The organism is Bradyrhizobium sp. 33ap4, from assembly GCF_032654765.1.
Lineage (GTDB): Bacteria > Pseudomonadota > Alphaproteobacteria > Rhizobiales > Xanthobacteraceae > Bradyrhizobium > Bradyrhizobium australafricanum.
Genome location: NZ_JAUMTJ010000030.1, coordinates 1 through 17,295, shown reverse-complemented (window position 1 = coordinate 17,295; position 17,295 = coordinate 1). Strand labels below are relative to the sequence as shown.

The window sequence follows — 17,295 nt, the reverse complement described above, 5'->3', positions numbered from 1 at the left end:
CTCCGGATCAAGTCTAGCCTCGGGGGCGAAACCCCAATTCCGCGCAGCGGGAGACGGCTTGATCGGAACGCATGAATGTTTAGCTTGTGCTGGCCTGAGTCGCGGCGCTATCGGTCGCGCGCTCACTCTTCCGAAAGCCCATGACCATCTTCACGCCGCATCAGGACACTGCGCTGAAAGCCGTCGCCGACTGGCTGAAGGCCAAGCCCGGCCAGAACGGCACGCCGCCGGTGTTCCGCCTGTTCGGCTATGCCGGAACCGGCAAGACCACGCTCGCCCGCCACATCGCCGAAGGCGTCGACGGCGAGGTGAAGTTCGCGGCCTTCACCGGCAAGGCGGCGCTCGTCATGCGCAACAAGGGCTGCGACAGCGCCTCGACGATCCATTCCCTGATCTACCGCGCCCGCGAGTCCGGCGTCGAGCAGCCGAGCTTCGAGCTCTGGGACGACGCGCCGGCATCAAAGGCCAAGTTGATCGTGATCGACGAGTGCTCGATGGTCGATGCCGAGCTCGGCCGCGATCTGATGTCGTTCGACTGCCCGCTGCTGGTGCTCGGCGATCCCGCGCAATTGCCGCCGATCCAGGGCGGCGGCTTCTTCACCGATGCCGAGCCCGACGCGATGCTGACCGAGGTGCACCGCCAGGCGCAGGACGATCCGATCGTGCGGATGTCGATGGATATCCGCGAGGGTCGCGAGCTCGAGATCGGCCGCCATGGCGAGAGCGAGGTGGTGTCACGCAAGGAGCTCGATCCGGACCGCGTGATGAGCGCCGACCAGGTGCTGGTCGGCCGCAACAACACCCGCCGCGCCTACAACATGCGGGTGCGGCAGCGGCAGAACATCGAGGATCCGCTGCCGGTCGCCGGCGACAAGCTGGTCTGCCTGCGCAACAACCGCAAGAAGGGCCTGTTCAACGGCGGCCTGTGGCGGGTCAAGGCGCGCGCGCAGTCCAAATCCAGGATCATCACCATGCGCGTGATGCCGGACGAGGATTTCGGCTACAAGGTCACCAAGGTCTCGGTGCGCGGCGAGTGCTTCGACGGCGGCGTCGAAGGCGTGCCGTGGGAGCAGCGCAAGCCCTATGACGAGTTCGACTACGGCTACGTGCTGACCGTGCACAAGTCGCAGGGCTCGCAATGGGACGACGTCGTGCTGTTCGACGAGAGCTTTGCCTTCCAGGACTCGCGCGCGCGGTGGCTCTACACGGGGATCACGCGGGCGGCGAAGCGGCTGAGCGTGGTGGTGTGACGTGCCGCGCACTTGTAGACCCGTCATCCTGAGAGACCGTGAATGTATGACTCTCGATGACGCAACATACCCGATGTCGTCCCGGCGAAAGCCGGGACCCATAACCACCGAAGGTCATTGTTGCACGACGCTGGGGCCACAGCCTTCTAACAATTCAATCCTGTGGTTATGGTCCCGGCTTTCGCCGGGACGACGGGAGGAGAGATTGCGCTATATCCCCAGCATTTCCCTCACGAAACCGTGTGGCCGGCGCCGTAACAAAACGCCTCCTCGCCCGTATTTTGAAGCGTCGGAGCCACCCGGCCTGATTGGCCAATGCCGGCTCCCGCTCTAGACTGGCCCCACTTGCGACCCCACGAGGAACCCATGCCCAAAAGCTCCCTCAGCCGCCTCTCGCTGTGCGCCGCCGCGATCGGCGCGCTGGCCGTCACAGCTTTTGCCGTTGCGCCCTCGCTTGCCGCTGAGGACGCCGTGATCATCCCGGCGCCGGCCGCGAGCGCGCCGGAATCCGGCATCAAGACCGCAGTGCTGGCCGGCGGCTGCTTCTGGGGTGTGCAGGGCGTATTCCAGCACACCGCCGGCATCGTCAGCGCGGTGTCCGGCTACTCCGGCGGCAGCAAGGCAAGCGCCGATTACGAGAAGGTCTCGACCGGCACCACCGGCCATGCGGAATCGGTCGAGATCAAGTACGACCCGCAGAAGATCTCCTACGGCAAGATCCTGCAGATCTTCTTTTCCGTCGTGCACGACCCGACCCAGCTGAACCGGCAGGGCCCCGATTCCGGCACGCAATATCGCTCGGCGATCTTCACCACCAGCGACGAGCAGAAGAAGGTGGCGGACGCCTATATCGCCCAGCTCAACGCCGCCAAGGTCTACAAGAAGCCGATCGTCACGAAGGTCGGCGCGCTCGAGGCTTTCTATCCGGCGGAGGGCTACCACCAGGACTATCTGACGCTGCACCCGAACCAACCCTATATTGCCTATAACGACATCCCGAAGGTCGAGAACCTGAAGAAGATCTTCGCGGAGAACTACATCGAGAAGCCGACGCTGGTGGGCAGCACCAAGGTCACCAACTGAGGCGACGCTTCCCGTCATTGCGAGCGAAGCGAAGCAATCCATGCCGCGGCAAGCGGAAAGATGGATTGCTTCGTCGCTTCCCTCCTCGCAATGACAACCAACAAGGGAGTTTCCATGTCCGATACCAAGACCGACGGCAAGGTCCGCAAGAGTGAGGCCGAGTGGCGCAAGGAATTGACGCCGATGCAGTACGCCGTGCTGCGCGAGAAAGCGACCGAGCGGCCCTTCACCGGCGAATACGAGCATGATCCCCGCAAGGGCACCTATGTCTGCGCCGGCTGCGGGCAGACGCTGTTCGAATCCGACCAGAAGTTCGATTCCGGCTGCGGCTGGCCGAGCTTCTCCAAGCCCGCGGTCGAGAGCCATGTCGACGAGGAGCGCGACATGAGCCACGGCATGATCCGCACCGAGGTGCTGTGCTCGAAATGCGACGGCCATCTCGGCCACGTCTTCAACGACGGCCCCGGCCCGACCGGCCTGCGCTACTGCATCAACTCGGCGGCGCTGAAGCTCGACGAGAAGAAGTAACGGCGCCCACCACGCCGCGCCCCACGCGACCAGCAGGCCAGTCGCGTGGGGCTTTGTTTTGGCTCCGGCGCCCGGCAACATCCTCGTGATCGGCTGACGGCCTTAACGACTCGCAGGCCGGAATGTGCTTTGCTCGGTGTTCGCGGGGCCGTAGGCGTCTCGCCGTGCGGCTGCCGCCTGTTCTGAGGAGGGCGCCATGTCGCTTGGACTGATCCTCATCATCCTTTTGCTGATTATCCTGCTGGGCGGCTATAGCGGCCGAATTCGCGGCTATGGCTATGGCCTCGGCCACTCCGGAATGGGCCTTTTCGGGGTGATTTTGATCGTGGTCGCGATCCTAGCCTGGCTCGACAAGATTTGAGAGCCATAAGTTATTGAAACAAAATGACTTATCTGGCTGGTGCCGGTGCTATGCGCGGATTCAGCATGTGCCCTGTCAGGGGCTCTTCTGGGGTCGCATTTTTGTCAAAGAGGCCTATATTAGGGGTCGAAATGACATGTACGGCGCGCCGCCGATAATAGGCCGCCGTCCCCCAAAATCCCTTTCGCAACGCCAACTGAAAAGAACACAAGAGGTCGTCGACCATGCGTCCCCTGCGTCCGTTCAACTATAACACATCCGCCGAACTGTTCCCCGCCGCGATCCGCAAGAAGAAGCGGGCGGGTTTCGCCTACCGCCGTTTCGGCACCGCTGCCGAGGCCGTGCAGTTCGCGATGGAGCAGCTGCCGGCGGACTCGCTGAACGGCGCCTATCTCCAGGTCGAGGAAGCCCGTTTCGACCAGAACGGCATCCGCTCGCTCTATGAGAGCGAGGCTTTTCCGCTGCCGCGTCGTCCGCGCCCGGCCGCCAGCCAGACCGACGCTGACGCCGCATAAGCTTTCTGCTCTTCGCTCAACGAAAAGCCCTCGGATCGTTCCGGGGGCTTTTGTTTTTGAGGGTCACAATCTCGGCTGCTTGTCGAGCCAGCGCCGCAGCATCCGCACATTGCGGATATTGGCGCGGAACATGACGTCGAAGGCATCGCCCGCCACCGGCACCATGCCGATCACGCCGTCGACGGCGACGTTGGCGAGCATCCGCGCGGTGATGTGCCAGGGCGCGCCCAGCAACCGGGCCTCGCGCACCAGCCATAGCGAGATCGCGGTGGTGATGATATCGCCGACCACCGGGATCAGGCCGATCAGCCCGTCGATGCCGTAGCGCACTTTGGTGCCCGGCACGATGAACGCGACGTCGAGCAGCCTTGCGATCATCTCCAGCCGCGCGAGCCGCTCCTCGCGCGTCAGATTGCCGAACGGATTGGCGGTGGAGTTGCGGAAGTCGAACTGGAAGCCTTCCTGAAAGGCTCCCTGAAAACCTTGGAACTGCGGATGCAGCGGGCCATCGGCGAGTTCGCGCCCGTCCTGGTCGATGACCTTACCGCGCGCCTGCGCGCCGCCAAAGGGTGGCCGCGATCGCGCGGCGTGGGGCGTGAAGATGTCGTCCTCGGTCATGGCCATCACATGGTAACGCAGGCAGGCGGTTCAAGTTGCGTCACATTACCACTGTGTCACCTTCAAGGCCTGTTACTTCGAGGCTCCGCCATGCTCGCTTCAGTAGACGCCCTTGTTCATGGTTCTGAGCCGCTGCGCCAGCGTCCGCATGACCTTCAGGGCAAAATGCGGCGTCTGGCTCACGAGGAAGAGAAACTGCTTTTCCGAGACCGGGACGAGCTCGACATCCGTGAGCGCCGTGGCGGTCGCGCTCCTTGGCTCATTGTCGATCAACGCCATCTCGCCAAAGATCGTGTCGGGCGCCAGATCCGCCATCGTCTTGTTGCCGACCTGAATGCGCACATAGCCGCTCTTGATCACGAAGAGCTCGTTGGCCTGCTCGCCCTCGCGAAAAATAATGCCGCCGGCTCGGACCAGGCGCGTTTCGATACTGTTGCCCGTCAGAAGGCTGAAGCTTGCATCTGCCACTCGAAATTCCTTTCCCCGAATCCGGACGCAGATCGGTACGTCCCGGTCGTCTGCAGCGACGGCTGAAATAAATGCGCGAACACAGAATAGAGCACGCCCGGGATCGGCATCGCCGCTGCCCCGGACGGCCGCGGGTCGCGAGGACGAACGCGGACATGACATTGGGACTACGTTTGCATGACGATGATGTGACAGTTGTGTGAAGGTAGCCGGACGCGCGCTGATACGATTACTGCAAGGGGCGATCTATTCCGCGCCGGGCGTTGAGCGCGGCCCTTGTCCGATCGCGACGTGCTCATTTCGCGGTTGGGTCAGAAGTCGCCGAACGCGACTTCTGCTTTTCCCTTGGTACTGAGCACCTGCCCTAATGCTGGGAAGCCGGCTGCGCCGGCGCGTGCAGCTCTTCGGCATATTTGTGCGCCAGCCAGGACGTGATCACGCCCGGGATGAAGCCGACCATTCCGTACAGGATGAACTGCACCGCGCCGCTTTCGGAGCCGTGCGAGGCGTAGGTCAACGCCGCGCCGACGAACGCCACCGCACCAACGAGCAGCATCCGCACCACCGGCGCGATCCGCCTCACATGCATCAGGATGTCGTCGATCGCACCGAACATCAGCGACGGCACGATGCCGAACAGATAATTGTATTGCAGCGACTTCACGAACACGACGAGCAGCTTGGTCACCTCGCCGCCACTGGTCTCGGTCCAGTAGCCGGACTGATAGGTGGTCATGAGCAGCAGCAGGAAGCCGCCGATGAACGGCCCGATGGCTGCGAAGATCAGATAGCGTTTCATGGCGTGCCCTTGCCCGACGTCAACCAAGTGTAACGCGGTCGCGCGACGGTTCTAGGGAAAAATCGAAAGTCGCGGCGATGTTCCGGAGCTCTGCACGTCGATGCGCTGCAACAGCCGCTGATCTTGCTGCGATACGGAATCGCCCGGACGAAGCCGGGCGACGACATTGCTGGCGACCGGGGCGAGAGCTAAGGCCGCTACTCACCCCACGCCGCGAACGCCTCGTTGAAGGCTCGCTCGCCGGGGGCGCCCTTCTCGATCGCGATGATGGCGCGGCGCTGGTTGGTGTAGACCAGCGGCACGTCGAACCACGAGCGCTCCTTCAGGAGCTGCAGATTGCGCGAGCGGTCGGCGTCGACATTGGAGAGGCCGACCAGGAAGAAGCCGTCGGTGACCTTGACGGCGAGCCCTGCCAGCGGCGTGCCGCGCGCCTGCTCGTTCGACTTCATCAGGATGCCCGGCACGTTGCCGACGCCGCCATTGGCGAAGTCCTGCGGCAGGATGAAGGTCAATTCCGCGGTATGGCTCGCCGGCAGCGATGAATCGGTGTTGCGGCGGAACGACATCGTCATCTTGAACTTGCGATCGGGGATGTCGATGTCGGCCCGCACGGCGATGTCGGGCTTCTGGTTGCCCGATCCCTTGACCTGCTCGGTGCGCCAGACCACCGAACCGACATACTGCTTGCCCTTCGGATCCGACGGATCCTCGTCATACAGCACCACGCGCTGCGCCACCGGGGCGACCGTCTCGCCCGACGACGAGGGCTGGCCGACGCGGTCGGTGATCTTCTTGCTCGCAGGCGTCGACGCGGCATCCTTCGGCGCCTCGACCGGGGCCGAGGATTTGAACAGGCTGCTGACGAGGGTCATGGCCTGCTGCCGGAACAGGATGCCGGTGCCGACCAGGATCAGCAGGATGCCGATCACGATCGCGGTCTTGAACGGGAACATCGAGCCGACGCGCGGCGGCTTCTTCGGCTCGCGCTCGCCGTTGCCGGCCCGCGACCGCTGCGGCGGCGGACCTTGCGGCGGCTGCGGGGTGTAGCGCTCGGCCTCCTCGATCGACTCGTCGTAGGAATACGGCGCCTCGGGATCGCCGCCGCGATTCTCAAGGCTCGGCTCGAGCCGATCGAATTCCGGCGAGGGCGACGGCACGTTGGCGTAGGTCTTGCGCGCGTTGCGGCTGGCTTGCGCCGCGGCACGGCCGAGATCGTCAGCATCGGCGGTGATGTCGCGGAAGCCGCGCACGCCCGGCGCGGCCGGCGGCACCGGCGGCGGCGCGCCTTCCGGACCGCGGCGGGGCGGGCCCGGCCGGACCGGCGGCGCCTGGGTCTCGGGCGGGACCGGCGGGTTTTGCGGCCGCGGCGGGGCCGGCGGCGGCGCGTCGGGGCGCAGATTGCGCGGCGGACGGGGTTCGGCCGGGGGCCGCGGGCGCGCGGCAGTGTCGGCGGGACCGGGCTCGGGCGGCCGGGCATTGGCGCGGCTGCCGCGGACAGCGGCAGCGCCGCCGGGGCGGGAGGCCTCGCGGGCGCGCTGCGCGGCCTCGGACTCGACCTTGCGAACCGCCTCTTCCAGCGACAGCCGTTCGCGGGTGATCTCGGACTCGGAGAGCGGCGGCTGCACGCCGCGGAGCTGCTGGATCAACGCCGTTCGCGCCCGCGCATACAGCGCACGGCGGGCTTCGCCGGGGGCGTTGGGGTCCAATCCGGCGATGGCACGGGCGATCAGCGGGTAGTAGTCAGCCATTTCCACACAATTGGAGGGATATAGGTAATATCCCGTTAAGCCTCGAACGGATTCTGTACCAGAATAGTATCTTCACGTTCCGGGCTAGTGGACAGCAGGGCGATCGGACACCCCACCAATTCCTCGACCCGGCGAACGTACTTGATGGCCTGGGCCGGCAGATCCGCCCAGGACCGCGCATTGGCCGTCGGCTGCTTCCAGCCCTCGATGATCTCATAGATCGGCTCGACCCGGGCCTGCGCGCCCTCACCCGCCGGCAGATGGTCGATTTCCTTGCCGTCGAGCTTGTAGCCGATGCAGACCTTGATGCTGTCGAACCCGTCGAGAATATCGAGCTTGGTCAGCGCCAGCCCGGCAATTCCGCAGGTGCGGACAGTCTGTCGCACCAGCATGGCATCGAACCAGCCGACCCGGCGCTTGCGCCCGGTATTGACGCCGAATTCCTTGCCGCGACGGCCGATTTCCTCGCCGATCTCGTCGTTCAGCTCGGTCGGGAACGGACCCTGGCCGACCCGGGTGGTGTAGGCCTTGCAGATGCCCAGCACATAGCCGACCGCGCCCGGGCCGAGGCCGGTGCCGGTCGCGGCCTGCGCCGCCACCGTGTTGGACGACGTCACATAGGGATAGGTGCCGTGGTCGACGTCGAGCAGCGCGCCCTGCGCGCCCTCGAACAGGATGCGCTTGCCCTCGCGGCGCTTGAGGTCCAGCAGCCGCCACACCGTCTCGGCATAGGGCAATAGCTTCGGCGCCATCGCTGACAGCTCGCTCAGGATGCTCTTGCCGTCGATCTCCGCGAGGTTGAGGCCGCGGCGCAGCGCATTATGATGCGCCAGCAGGCGTTCGATCTTGTGCGGCAGGGTGTCGAGGTCGGCGAGGTCCATCAGGCGGATGGCGCGGCGGCCGACCTTGTCCTCATAGGCCGGGCCGATGCCGCGGCGGGTCGTGCCGATCGAGGTGATGGCGTTGGACGATTCGCGCAAGGCGTCGAGCTCGCGATGCAGCGGCAGGATCAGCGTGACGTTCTCGGCGATCCGCAGATTGTCCGGTCCGACCGCCACGCCCTGCCCCTTCAGCTTGGCGACCTCGTCGAGGAAGGCCTGCGGATCGAACACCACGCCATTGCCGATCACCGCGAGCTTGTTCGCCCGCAGCACGCCGGAGGGCAGCAGCGCCAGCTTGTAGGTCTCGCCATTGATCACGAGCGTATGGCCGGCATTGTGGCCGCCCTGGAAGCGCACGACGATGTCGGCCTGTTCCGACAGCCAGTCGACGATCTTGCCCTTCCCTTCGTCACCCCATTGGGCGCCGACGACGACAACATTGGCCATTGCGAAGATGTTCCCTTCAGGTGTTTCAGACCATGATCGCGGCGAAAACGCGTCCGCCCACAGCGACCTGCATTGATATGCCCAGCCTAAATCGCGGCGCCCGGCCGCGCGCACGCAAGGCGCCTACCGGATAAAGGAAGCGGCTCGGCTGCGCAAGCAAGAAGGGGCTCGTTTACGCCTTTTAGACGACCTACAACCCTTTGATATCCCCATTAAATTCCATGCTGCGCCCGGCCGCGCCGGGCTGGCGGGAATTTAATGTTACGGCAACGTGACGCCGGACCTGCTGTGGATTGATCGCAGCTCCTATTACGGCGATCATTCACCTAGATTAACCGGCAGGGTCCATGCCCAATTCCACCCAAGCGACGATGGCGCTGCGCAAGCTCGGCATTGCCTTCAAGCTTCACACCTATGTCTACGATTCCAGCGCCGAGAGCATCGGGCTGCAGGCGGCCGAGGCGCTCGGCGTCGACCCGAATCGCATGCTCAAGACGCTGATGGCGGAGGTCGACGGCAAACCGGTCTGCGCCGTGGTGCCGTCCGACTGCGAGGTCAGCATGAAGAAACTTGCCGCCGCCCTCGGCGGCAAGTCGGCCAGGATGATGCGCCCGGCCGATGCCGAGCGGCTGACCGGCTATCATGTCGGCGGCATCAGCCCGTTCGGCCAGAAGAAGAAGGTGCCGACCGCGATCGACGAGACCGCCCTCACCCACGTCACGGTCTTCGTCAATGGCGGCCAGCGCGGCCTGCAGATCGAGATCGATCCGAACGATGCCGCGCTTGCCGCCGGCGCCACGATGAAGGCGCTGGTGGCGACGCAAGACTGATCCTGCGCAAGACTGATCCTGCGCAAGACGAATCCTGCGCGAGACTGATCCGAAGACCGGTCGCCGCGATCAATGCGAGGATTTGTCCCTCATGAACTCCGCGCCGACGAAGTCGGACAGGCCGGATAATTCCTCCGCCGTAATATCGTTGACGTTGAGCCTCAGCTGCATGATCGCGAGGTCGAGCAGATGCGCGGCGAAGCTTGCGCCGGCCGCCCTCACGATGCTGCGCTGCTCGATCAAGACAGCGATGACGTCGCGCAAACTGCGCACTTGCACTTGATCCATGGCCCTTTGCCCGGCGCTGGCCGTTGTTAGCTGAGTCGTCATTGGGATACCGATTGTAGTGTGCTGATGGACGCCGCACCCACGGTTGGGATGTACGGCAGATGCTCGGCTTCGTCGCCGAGATGCGGGATGCGCGGGCGCATCTCGCGGATTTCGATGTCGATGGTCATCGGCGGGGGAATCAGCGTCACCGAGGCTTTCGGCCACGGCGCCGGATTCGGGCTGACGCCGGTGAAGCGATAGGCCGCGGCGATCTCGAGCGCGAGCAGTTGCAGCTCGAGCATCGCAACCCCCATCCCGGCGCAGGCGCGCGGACCGGCGCCGAACGGGATGTAGGCGTCGGTGTTGTAGCGCCGCGTCAGCAGGAAGCGGTCCGGATCCTCGAAATGCCTGCCATCGCGCTGCAGCTGCCAGGGGCAGATCAACAGCGAGGTGCCGACCTTGAGGTCGCGCCCGCCGATCGTCACCGGCTGCATCACCTCGCGCGAGAACCACCAGGCGCTGGGGTAGAGCCGGCAGACCTCCTTGACCAGCGTCGCGCTCAGATTGGCGCGCTTCACCGCGTCGAGCCGCAGTTCGCCGTCGTCGCCGAGGCACTCCGCCGCCTCGTCGGCAATCTCGTCCATCAGGGCGGGATCGGCGGCCATCTGGTAGAACATCCACGCCGCGGTCGAACCCGTGGTGTGATGGCCGGCCAGCAGCAATGTCAGGATCTCGTCCTCGAGATCGCGATCGGTCAGGCCGAGCGCCTCGAGATCGCGCAGCGCGCTGCTCGAGCCGGCCTTGCGGCGCAGGCGCTGCACCACCGTCGACATCGCAAGCTTGGCGCAGATCCGGTTCTTGCGCCGCCGATACCAGGCCACCGGACCGAACGGCAACGCGCGGAACATCTCTTCCGCAAGATCGTCCTCGATCGCGCCCACCGCCTGAACCAGGGCTTCCTCGTCGCCGGACGACATCACCTGGGAGCCGAAGATCGCGACGCAGATCGTCCGCAGCGCCAGCATCGCGGTGACATGGTGCGGATCGAACGATCCGAGCCGCGCCAGGCTGGCGCCGACCGCGCGGATCTCGGCGCACATATGCGGCAGGAATTTCTCGACGCTGCCCTTGGCCATGTGCTTCTGCAGCACCGCTCGGCGCCGCTTGTGCTCCTCGCCGCTCAGCATCAGCGAGCTGCGGCCGAGCACCGGCGTCAGCTTCTTGATCAGCTTGCCCTTTCCGATGTCGGTCTCCGGCGCCTTGAGGATCGGGCGCAGCAGATCGGGATCGTTCACCAGGAACACCGGCGCAGGACCGAGCTGCAACGGCACCAGCCCCAGCGCGGACTCGTTGCCGCGCGTCAGCAGCAGACGCAGCGGATCACGCTGGAATGCTCGAACGTCCGAGAACATGTGAAGCATCGTGGATCTCCAATTGCCGTCCAAGGTCGAGGAATTTGGTCAGGCCGGGATTGGCGGCGAGACCGAGCGGGATTTCTCCGGCGAGCGCCGTCAGCGGGCGCCCCATGCGATCATTGCCGATCACCTGCGGCGGGCCGTAGCGGCGGGTGCGGATGTCCATGCGGGTGAGAAAACGCTCATAGGAGAGGTCGGCCAACGCGACGAGCGCCTTCGCTCCGCGCAGCTCGGCGAAGCGGAACATCAGCGCGTAGTTCACGCGTGCGGCCTGCGACCTCGCAACGTTCGGCAGCACGCCGAAACGGCTGATCTCCCAGGCGTCGCGGCTGGTCGGAAAGCGACGCAGCGCAAGCTGCGGGAAGACCGACTTGGTGAGATAGGGATAATCGGTGCGGATAGCCCGGAAGCCGCCGACGAGCTCGACGCCGGAGAACAACAGGCAGTGCTCGGTATACCAGCAGTCGAACTGATCGCGTTCGATATCCCCGACCGTGGTCAGAAGCCAGCCGCAATGGTCGACGAACAGGCGCTTGCGCAGCCGCAACATCGCCCCGACATGCGCCGGATCAAGCTCTTCCCTGGTAATGAGGGCGTGGTAGCCGTCCAATGAATGAAGCATTTGTCCCTTCCTCCAAATGCGGGAACATCTGGAACGAAAGGGGTTAACTGTGGTACCCCCTAAAACCGGGGGTTTTCGTCAATGGGCCTGGTAGACGCGATTTCGACCATCGAGGCGTCGGATACCATCGACGAGCTCAGCTCGTCATTGCATCGCGTTGTCCAGAATTACGGCTTCTCGGGCTTTGCCTTTGTCGATGCCGGCCGGCCCGACCTTGATCTGCCCTATCATATCGGCACATTTCCCGATGCCTGGAAGCGGGCGTATGTGCAGAACGAGTTCGTTCATGCCGATCCGGCGCTGGCGCGGTCACGACGTACCAACACGCCGTTCAGCTGGAGCAGCCTGAAGCTGCCGGAGCGAAGCGGACGCAAGCGACCGCCCGAGGTCAAGACGATGGATGCCGCCCGGGAGTTCGGATTCAAGGACGGCTTCGTCGTTCCCTTCCACTATCGCGACCGGCTCGGCGCGGTGCATTCGAGCTCGACGGTGTTCTTCTGGGAGGACGAGCCGCGCGACTTCGACAAGCTGTTCGTCTGCCATCGCCACGAACTGCATCTGTTGATGATCTACTGGGTGCAGCGGGCGATGGACATCGTCAACCGCGACCAGCGCAACGCGCCGACCATCCTCAAGCCCGCGGACGCCGCCGAAACCATCAAGCTCACCGGGCGGGAGAAGGAAGTGATCGCCTGGGCGGCGCGCGGCAAGACCGTGGCCGACACCGCGCAGATCCTCGGCATTTCGCCGGAGACGGTGGAAGGCTTCATCAAGCAGGCGCTGCGCAAGCTCGAGGCATCCAACAAGACCCATGGGGTGGCCAAGAGCATCGCGCTCGGAATCATCGATTTGTGAGCGGCGCCGCGCAGCCATGGCGGGGCTGCCGCCATGCCGACCGCATCGCCCTGCCAGGACCAGACACCGCGATATGTGGCGCGGTCACACATCCGGTTGGGTTCATCTTCCCGATCGCCCCCTGATTGCATTCGCGCACGGTCTTGATAATAAGGGCCGTGGCCGGATGACGCTGATGCGAGCATCCCAGACCAGGGTGCGCACTCGGGTGCCCGTCCGGCGCGACTGCCCGGCCGGCGTCGAGGCGCCGATCATCCTGCACGTTGCCCGGTACGGCAGGACCCGTTGTCCAGCCGATGATCCGTAGAAGTCCCATCGCGACGAACCGCCGGTTCATTTGCTACCAACTTTTGTAGCGGAAATGCTGTCCACGGACCTAGCTGGAGATGGTCTGAACGCATCATGAGCACATCACAGGACGACCAAATCGACCAATTGGTGCAGGCGCGCTGGCGCGCAATCGGGCTGTCACAGGCGGATCTCGCCGAGATCCTGTGCGCAGGGGCCTCCCTGCAAAAGAACGGCGTCGACGGCACGGTGAAGATCGATACCGGTCGCCTGGCGACGGTCGCCGAGATGCTCGGAATCGCCGCCGACATCCTCAATCGCCGGCCGGTCACGGCAGCGCCGGCGCAGGCCGGCCAGACAGCGGAATCGCTGCAGTCCCTGCTCGAACTGCGCATGCTGCGGGTGTTTCGCGACGTGCAGGACCCCGACACCAAGCGGATCCTGATCGAGCTCGCCGAGCAGATCGTCAAGCGCCAAACCAGGCCGCCGGAGACCGGCTAGGACCAAATGTTCGATCCCCTGCGCGACCGGCGCGGGGCTGGCCCGGCCAGGCGCCGCCATGCTGCCTTGGTGAAGGGGTCTTCGCGCATGGTCGCGATGCGTCTATCCCCATTGATGGAATGACGAAATCCGTGTCTGTGATCCGAGCCGGGGAGATCCATACCGGCCCGGCGGTGCCAGCCGGGCAGGCCGCGGCGTCGTGAACCCGGGCCCTCTTCATGTCTGCCTCCGATTCCACCACATCAACGCCTGCGGCCGGCTCCTGGATCGCCAACCAGCCCTATCTGCTGCTCTGCATCACCGCGACATGCTGGGCCGGCAATGCGATCGTCGGCCGCCTCGCCGCCGGCCACATTCCGCCGGTGACGCTGTCGTTCCTGCGCTGGTCGGCGGCATTCCTGATCATCCTGCCGTTTGCCTGGAAGCACCTCGTCCGCGACTGGCCGGTGATCCGCAACAATCTCGGCATCATGGTGCTGATGTCGATCACCGGCATCAGCGCCTTCAACACGCTGCAATACTGGGCGCTCGAGCACACCCAGGCGCTCAACACGCTGCTGCTGCAATCCGCGGCACCGCTGGTGGTCGCGCTGTGGTCGCTGATCCTGCTCGGCGCGCGGCTGACGCTGGCGCAATTGTTCGGCGTGCTGCTGTCGCTCGCCGGCGTGCTGGTGATCCTGCTGCACGGTGATCTCACGACGCTGTCGAAGATCGAGTTCAACAAGGGCGATCTGATCTTCATCGTCGCATTGGTGATCTTCGCGCTGTATTCGGTGCTGACCCTGAAGCGGCCCAAGATCCACGGCCTGTCGGTCGCCGCCTTCACCTTCGGCTGCGGCGCGCTGGTCCTGATCCCGCTCTACATCTGGGAACTCGGCACGCGTCCGGTGATGCAGCTTACGATCAACAACCTGCTGTCGCTGTTCTATGTCGCGGTGTTCCCCTCGACACTGGCCTATCTGTGCTTCAACCGCGGTGTGCAGCTGATCGGCGCCAACCGGGCCGCACCGTTCTTCCACATGGTTCCGGTGTTCGGCACCATCATGTCGATCGTGTTCATCGGCGAGCATCCGCAGGCCTTCCACTTCATCGGCTTCGCGCTGGTGCTGGCCGGCGTCTTCGCGGCATCGCGGAAGCAGAGCGCGTAATTCTCCTCTCCCTCTCCCCGTTCTTACGGGGAGAGGGTTGGGGTGAGGGGCTCGCTCCGCGAAGACGGCGAGAGACGAATGCGCGGAGACTCCCCTCACCCGGACCGCATTCCGCTGCGCTGCATGCGATCCGACCTCTAAGAGCGAGCTTCGCTCGTCTCGACCCCGCAAGCGGGGCGAGGTAAGGAAAGCCCGCGGTGACTATCGGCGGCAAATCCGCTATCTCCTAGGGTCTGCTTCGCAGACGGGTTTTACGCATGGCGCGCGCCAGCAATCTCTTGATCGGCACCCTAACGCTGGCCCTGATCGCCGGCTCGCTCGGCGGCTGGCTGGGCTATCAGCGCTATGCCGGCATCAAGCGGATGGTGCCGTTCCGCGTCATCTTCGAGGGCTCGGCCTCCGGCCTGCGCCGTGGCGCCAGCGTCAACTTCGCCGGCGTGCGGATCGGCGAGGTGGTCTCGATCAGGCTCGACCGGCACCGCGTGGTGGCGATGACGCGGATCGAAGGCAACGCCCCGATCAAGAAGGACACCCAGGCCGGCCTCGAATTCCAGGGCCTGACCGGGATCGCCTCGATCTCCTTCACCGGCGGCACCGACGATGCGCCGCCGCCGACGCTCGGCGCCGACGGCATTCCCGAGCTGACGGCCGACGCCGAAGGCACGATGGGGATTCAGGAGAAGCTGCGGGTCGCGCTGCGCAATGTCGACCGCGTCATCAGCGAGAACGAGGCCGACATCAAGGACTCGCTGCTCGGGCTCGAGAACTTCACCAATTCGCTGTCCGGCAATGGTGAGCTGATCGCCGGCTTCATCGACGCCGCCGACGATGGCATCAGCGCGGTCGACGCCAAGATGAACTCGGCCGACAAGTTCCTGAAAAGCTTCGGCAGCGACAAATATGGCGGCGAATTGCTGCCGACCGTGATCTCGCTGCGCGAGCTGATCCAGAGCTTCGACAAGAAATCCACCGCCATGATCGCCGAGACCCGCAAGACGCTCAGCGACGTCAGCCAGTCCGTCAACAAGTTCAACGAGAAATTTGTCGGGCCCGCCGGCAGGCGCTAGATCATGATGCGTTTCCAATGGAATCGCATCATGATCTCATCTCTTTGTTTGAGCATGATCTTTTCGGAAAACCGGTATCCACTTTTCCGGATCATGCTCTAGTCTGGCCTTCCGACCAAGAACCAAGAACAACGGAAACGCTCAACGTGCACGACCGGACCGCAGCCCCCTCTCCGCCTCCCGTAACCGTCAACCGCGCTGCACCCGCCGTACCGCGGCATCTGCGGCGCTATCTCACGCTCGACGATTTCGAGCCGCAGGCGCGCCGGCTGCTGCCGAAATTCCTCTACGGCTACATCTCCGGCGGCGCCGAGACCGATATGGCCCGCACCGACAATCGCCGGGCGTTCGAGGAATACGGCTTCGTGCCGCGGGTGCTGCAGGACGTCTCCGGCCGCGACCAGACCGCGACGCTGTTCGGCAAGACCTACGCCTCGCCGTTCGGCATTCCGCCGATGGGCTCGTCCGCGCTGTGCGCCTATCGCGGCGACATCGTGCTGTCGCGCGCCGCGGCCGCCGCCAACGTTCCGATGATCCTGTCGGCCTCCTCGCTGATCACGCTGGAGGACGTTCGCGCCGCCAATCCTTCGGCCTGGTACCAGGCCTATCTCGCCGGCCTTCCCGAGCGGATCGAGCCGCTGGTCGACCGTGTCGCAGCGGCCGGCTACGACACCTTCGTCGTCACCGCCGACGTGCCGGTGCCGCCCAACCGCGAGAACAATATCCGCAACGGCTTCCAGGTGCCGCTCGAGATCACGCCGCGGGTGTTCTGGGACACCATCACCCATCCCGACTGGCTGCTCAACACCTGGGCGCGCACCGTGTTCAACCACGGCATGCCGCATTTCGAGAACATGGACGCCAAGCAGGGCCCGCCGGTGCTGTCCAAGAATTTGATGCGCAACATCGGCAGCCGCGACCAGCTGGCCTGGAAGCATGTCGAGCTGATCCGCAAGCGCTGGCGCGGCAAGCTCGTGGTGAAGGGACTGATCGCGCCGGAAGACGCCCGGCTGGCGCGCGAGCATGGCTGCGACGGCGTGATGGTCTCCAACCATGGCGGCCGCCAGCTCGACTACACCGTCTCCGGCTTGCGCACGCTGCCGGAGATCGCGGCGCAGAAGGGCAACATGACCGTGATGGTCGATGGCGGCATCCGCCGCGGCACCGACGTGATCAAGGCGCTGGCGCTCGGTGCGGACTTCGTCTGGATCGGCCGGCCGTTCCTCTATGCCGCCGTGGTCGCCGGCGAGGCCGGCGTGGCGCGCGCGATCTCGCTGCTGCATGCCGAGATCGACCGCGACCTCGCGCTGCTCGGCATCCGCAGCCTGAAGGAGATCACTCCGGACCTGGTGCGGAAGTTCTAGAGCGTTTTCGAGCGAAGTGGATACCGGTTCGTGTGAAGAAAACGCGTCACAACAAGAGTCCAAAGCATGATCCGGAAAAGTGCGAAGCGGTTTTCCGAAAAGATCATGCTCAAACAAGGAGCTAAAGCGCGATGATGATTCAACCCAATCCCATCGCGCTTTAGTCTTACTGAGTCAGAAAGCCGCGATCTGGAGGGTTGAGAATCGCATATTAAGGGAGATTCAACGTGGTCGAGG

General features: G+C 64.6%; 19 protein-coding genes. 11 read left to right on the top strand and 8 right to left on the bottom strand.

Features of this window, described 5'->3' with window-relative positions; all coding sequences use genetic code 11:
* Positions 1 to 140 precede the first annotated feature (140 nt).
* From Q2M23_RS22955 to Q2M23_RS22935, 5 genes are all read left to right on the top strand, one after another.
* Positions 141 to 1,250, top strand: a complete 1,110-nt coding sequence (locus tag Q2M23_RS22955) for an ATP-dependent RecD-like DNA helicase (protein WP_316397128.1) — start codon at positions 141 to 143, stop codon at positions 1,248 to 1,250.
* 366 nt (positions 1,251 to 1,616) lie between these two features.
* Complete coding sequence (msrA, locus tag Q2M23_RS22950) at positions 1,617 to 2,333, top strand: peptide-methionine (S)-S-oxide reductase MsrA (RefSeq protein ID WP_316397127.1); 717 nt, start codon at positions 1,617 to 1,619, stop codon at positions 2,331 to 2,333.
* 114 nt (positions 2,334 to 2,447) lie between these two features.
* A complete protein-coding gene (gene msrB, locus Q2M23_RS22945; protein ID WP_057017314.1) occupies positions 2,448 to 2,861 on the top strand; it encodes a peptide-methionine (R)-S-oxide reductase MsrB in 414 nt (137 codons plus the stop codon).
* 196 nt (positions 2,862 to 3,057) lie between these two features.
* Entirely contained in the window at positions 3,058 to 3,222 is a 165-nt protein-coding gene (locus Q2M23_RS22940; protein ID WP_016844323.1) for a DUF3309 family protein, read from the top strand.
* Between the two features lie 224 nt (positions 3,223 to 3,446).
* Entirely contained in the window at positions 3,447 to 3,737 is a 291-nt protein-coding gene (locus Q2M23_RS22935; protein WP_016844322.1) for a hypothetical protein, read from the top strand.
* Between the two features lie 63 nt (positions 3,738 to 3,800).
* Here Q2M23_RS22935 and Q2M23_RS22930 read toward each other — a convergent pair whose 3' ends face one another.
* The 5 genes from Q2M23_RS22930 to Q2M23_RS22910 form a co-directional block, all read right to left on the bottom strand.
* Positions 3,801 to 4,361, bottom strand: coding sequence for a DUF4112 domain-containing protein (locus tag Q2M23_RS22930; protein WP_316397126.1), 561 nt, complete (start codon positions 4,359 to 4,361; stop codon positions 3,801 to 3,803).
* A gap of 93 nt (positions 4,362 to 4,454) precedes the next feature.
* The gene (locus Q2M23_RS22925) at positions 4,455 to 4,985 is read right to left on the bottom strand and encodes a cyclic nucleotide-binding domain-containing protein (RefSeq protein ID WP_316397125.1); all 531 of its coding nucleotides are present in this window, start codon (positions 4,983 to 4,985) and stop codon (positions 4,455 to 4,457) included.
* Between the two features lie 202 nt (positions 4,986 to 5,187).
* Positions 5,188 to 5,622, bottom strand: a complete 435-nt coding sequence (locus Q2M23_RS22920) for a DUF5413 family protein (protein WP_028343492.1) — start codon at positions 5,620 to 5,622, stop codon at positions 5,188 to 5,190.
* A gap of 197 nt (positions 5,623 to 5,819) precedes the next feature.
* A complete protein-coding gene (locus tag Q2M23_RS22915; protein ID WP_316397124.1) occupies positions 5,820 to 7,370 on the bottom strand; it encodes a hypothetical protein in 1,551 nt (516 codons plus the stop codon).
* 35 nt (positions 7,371 to 7,405) lie between these two features.
* Positions 7,406 to 8,698 carry an adenylosuccinate synthase gene (locus Q2M23_RS22910; RefSeq protein ID WP_076829982.1) on the bottom strand — a complete coding sequence of 431 codons (1,293 nt, stop codon included), beginning with the start codon at positions 8,696 to 8,698 and terminating at the stop codon, positions 7,406 to 7,408.
* Between the two features lie 347 nt (positions 8,699 to 9,045).
* Here Q2M23_RS22910 and ybaK point away from each other — a divergent pair, with 347 nt between their 5' ends.
* Positions 9,046 to 9,528, top strand: a complete 483-nt coding sequence (ybaK, locus tag Q2M23_RS22905) for a Cys-tRNA(Pro) deacylase (protein WP_028333475.1) — start codon at positions 9,046 to 9,048, stop codon at positions 9,526 to 9,528.
* A gap of 69 nt (positions 9,529 to 9,597) precedes the next feature.
* Here ybaK and Q2M23_RS22900 read toward each other — a convergent pair whose 3' ends face one another.
* From Q2M23_RS22900 to Q2M23_RS22890, 3 genes are read right to left on the bottom strand one after another with little or no spacing between them, the layout of a single operon-like run.
* Positions 9,598 to 9,816, bottom strand: a complete 219-nt coding sequence (locus tag Q2M23_RS22900) for a hypothetical protein (RefSeq protein WP_016842680.1) — start codon at positions 9,814 to 9,816, stop codon at positions 9,598 to 9,600.
* Positions 9,817 to 9,854: 38 nt separating this feature from the next.
* The gene (locus Q2M23_RS22895; protein ID WP_253589087.1) at positions 9,855 to 11,219 is read right to left on the bottom strand and encodes a cytochrome P450; all 1,365 of its coding nucleotides are present in this window, start codon (positions 11,217 to 11,219) and stop codon (positions 9,855 to 9,857) included.
* Positions 11,179 to 11,835, bottom strand: a complete 657-nt coding sequence (locus Q2M23_RS22890) for an acyl-homoserine-lactone synthase (RefSeq protein WP_316397123.1) — start codon at positions 11,833 to 11,835, stop codon at positions 11,179 to 11,181. The genes Q2M23_RS22895 and Q2M23_RS22890 overlap by 41 nt, the downstream gene beginning before the upstream one ends.
* Positions 11,836 to 11,916: 81 nt before the next feature.
* Here Q2M23_RS22890 and Q2M23_RS22885 point away from each other — a divergent pair, with 81 nt between their 5' ends.
* From Q2M23_RS22885 to Q2M23_RS22865, 5 genes are all read left to right on the top strand, one after another.
* A complete protein-coding gene (locus Q2M23_RS22885; RefSeq protein ID WP_016842683.1) occupies positions 11,917 to 12,690 on the top strand; it encodes a helix-turn-helix transcriptional regulator in 774 nt (257 codons plus the stop codon).
* Between the two features lie 402 nt (positions 12,691 to 13,092).
* On the top strand, positions 13,093 to 13,479 hold the full coding sequence (locus Q2M23_RS22880; RefSeq protein ID WP_229192868.1) for a hypothetical protein: 387 nt from the start codon (positions 13,093 to 13,095) through the stop codon (positions 13,477 to 13,479).
* Between the two features lie 218 nt (positions 13,480 to 13,697).
* The gene (locus Q2M23_RS22875) at positions 13,698 to 14,627 is read left to right on the top strand and encodes a DMT family transporter (RefSeq protein WP_057015611.1); all 930 of its coding nucleotides are present in this window, start codon (positions 13,698 to 13,700) and stop codon (positions 14,625 to 14,627) included.
* A gap of 257 nt (positions 14,628 to 14,884) precedes the next feature.
* Positions 14,885 to 15,694, top strand: coding sequence for an MlaD family protein (locus tag Q2M23_RS22870; protein ID WP_316397122.1), 810 nt, complete (start codon positions 14,885 to 14,887; stop codon positions 15,692 to 15,694).
* Positions 15,695 to 15,840: 146 nt separating this feature from the next.
* Positions 15,841 to 17,058 (top strand): alpha-hydroxy acid oxidase, encoded by a 1,218-nt coding sequence (locus Q2M23_RS22865; protein WP_316397121.1) that lies wholly within the window; start codon positions 15,841 to 15,843, stop codon positions 17,056 to 17,058.
* Positions 17,059 to 17,295 lie beyond the last annotated feature (237 nt).

What these genes read in the sequence shown, in the direction of transcription:
- Q2M23_RS22955 (WP_316397128.1), top strand. Translation starts at nt 141, where the DNA reads ATGACCATCTTCACGCCGCATCAGGACACTGCGCTGAAAGCCGTCGCC.
- msrA (WP_316397127.1), top strand. Translation starts at nt 1,617, where the DNA reads ATGCCCAAAAGCTCCCTCAGCCGCCTCTCGCTGTGCGCCGCCGCGATC.
- msrB (WP_057017314.1), top strand. Translation starts at nt 2,448, where the DNA reads ATGTCCGATACCAAGACCGACGGCAAGGTCCGCAAGAGTGAGGCCGAG.
- Q2M23_RS22940 (WP_016844323.1), top strand. Translation starts at nt 3,058, where the DNA reads ATGTCGCTTGGACTGATCCTCATCATCCTTTTGCTGATTATCCTGCTG.
- Q2M23_RS22935 (WP_016844322.1), top strand. Translation starts at nt 3,447, where the DNA reads ATGCGTCCCCTGCGTCCGTTCAACTATAACACATCCGCCGAACTGTTC.
- Q2M23_RS22930 (WP_316397126.1), bottom strand. Translation starts at nt 4,361, where the DNA reads ATGGCCATGACCGAGGACGACATCTTCACGCCCCACGCCGCGCGATCG.
- Q2M23_RS22925 (WP_316397125.1), bottom strand. Translation starts at nt 4,985, where the DNA reads ATGTCATGTCCGCGTTCGTCCTCGCGACCCGCGGCCGTCCGGGGCAGC.
- Q2M23_RS22920 (WP_028343492.1), bottom strand. Translation starts at nt 5,622, where the DNA reads ATGAAACGCTATCTGATCTTCGCAGCCATCGGGCCGTTCATCGGCGGC.
- Q2M23_RS22915 (WP_316397124.1), bottom strand. Translation starts at nt 7,370, where the DNA reads ATGGCTGACTACTACCCGCTGATCGCCCGTGCCATCGCCGGATTGGAC.
- Q2M23_RS22910 (WP_076829982.1), bottom strand. Translation starts at nt 8,698, where the DNA reads ATGGCCAATGTTGTCGTCGTCGGCGCCCAATGGGGTGACGAAGGGAAG.
- ybaK (WP_028333475.1), top strand. Translation starts at nt 9,046, where the DNA reads ATGCCCAATTCCACCCAAGCGACGATGGCGCTGCGCAAGCTCGGCATT.
- Q2M23_RS22900 (WP_016842680.1), bottom strand. Translation starts at nt 9,816, where the DNA reads ATGGATCAAGTGCAAGTGCGCAGTTTGCGCGACGTCATCGCTGTCTTG.
- Q2M23_RS22895 (WP_253589087.1), bottom strand. Translation starts at nt 11,219, where the DNA reads ATGCTTCACATGTTCTCGGACGTTCGAGCATTCCAGCGTGATCCGCTG.
- Q2M23_RS22890 (WP_316397123.1), bottom strand. Translation starts at nt 11,835, where the DNA reads ATGCTTCATTCATTGGACGGCTACCACGCCCTCATTACCAGGGAAGAG.
- Q2M23_RS22885 (WP_016842683.1), top strand. Translation starts at nt 11,917, where the DNA reads ATGGGCCTGGTAGACGCGATTTCGACCATCGAGGCGTCGGATACCATC.
- Q2M23_RS22880 (WP_229192868.1), top strand. Translation starts at nt 13,093, where the DNA reads ATGAGCACATCACAGGACGACCAAATCGACCAATTGGTGCAGGCGCGC.
- Q2M23_RS22875 (WP_057015611.1), top strand. Translation starts at nt 13,698, where the DNA reads ATGTCTGCCTCCGATTCCACCACATCAACGCCTGCGGCCGGCTCCTGG.
- Q2M23_RS22870 (WP_316397122.1), top strand. Translation starts at nt 14,885, where the DNA reads ATGGCGCGCGCCAGCAATCTCTTGATCGGCACCCTAACGCTGGCCCTG.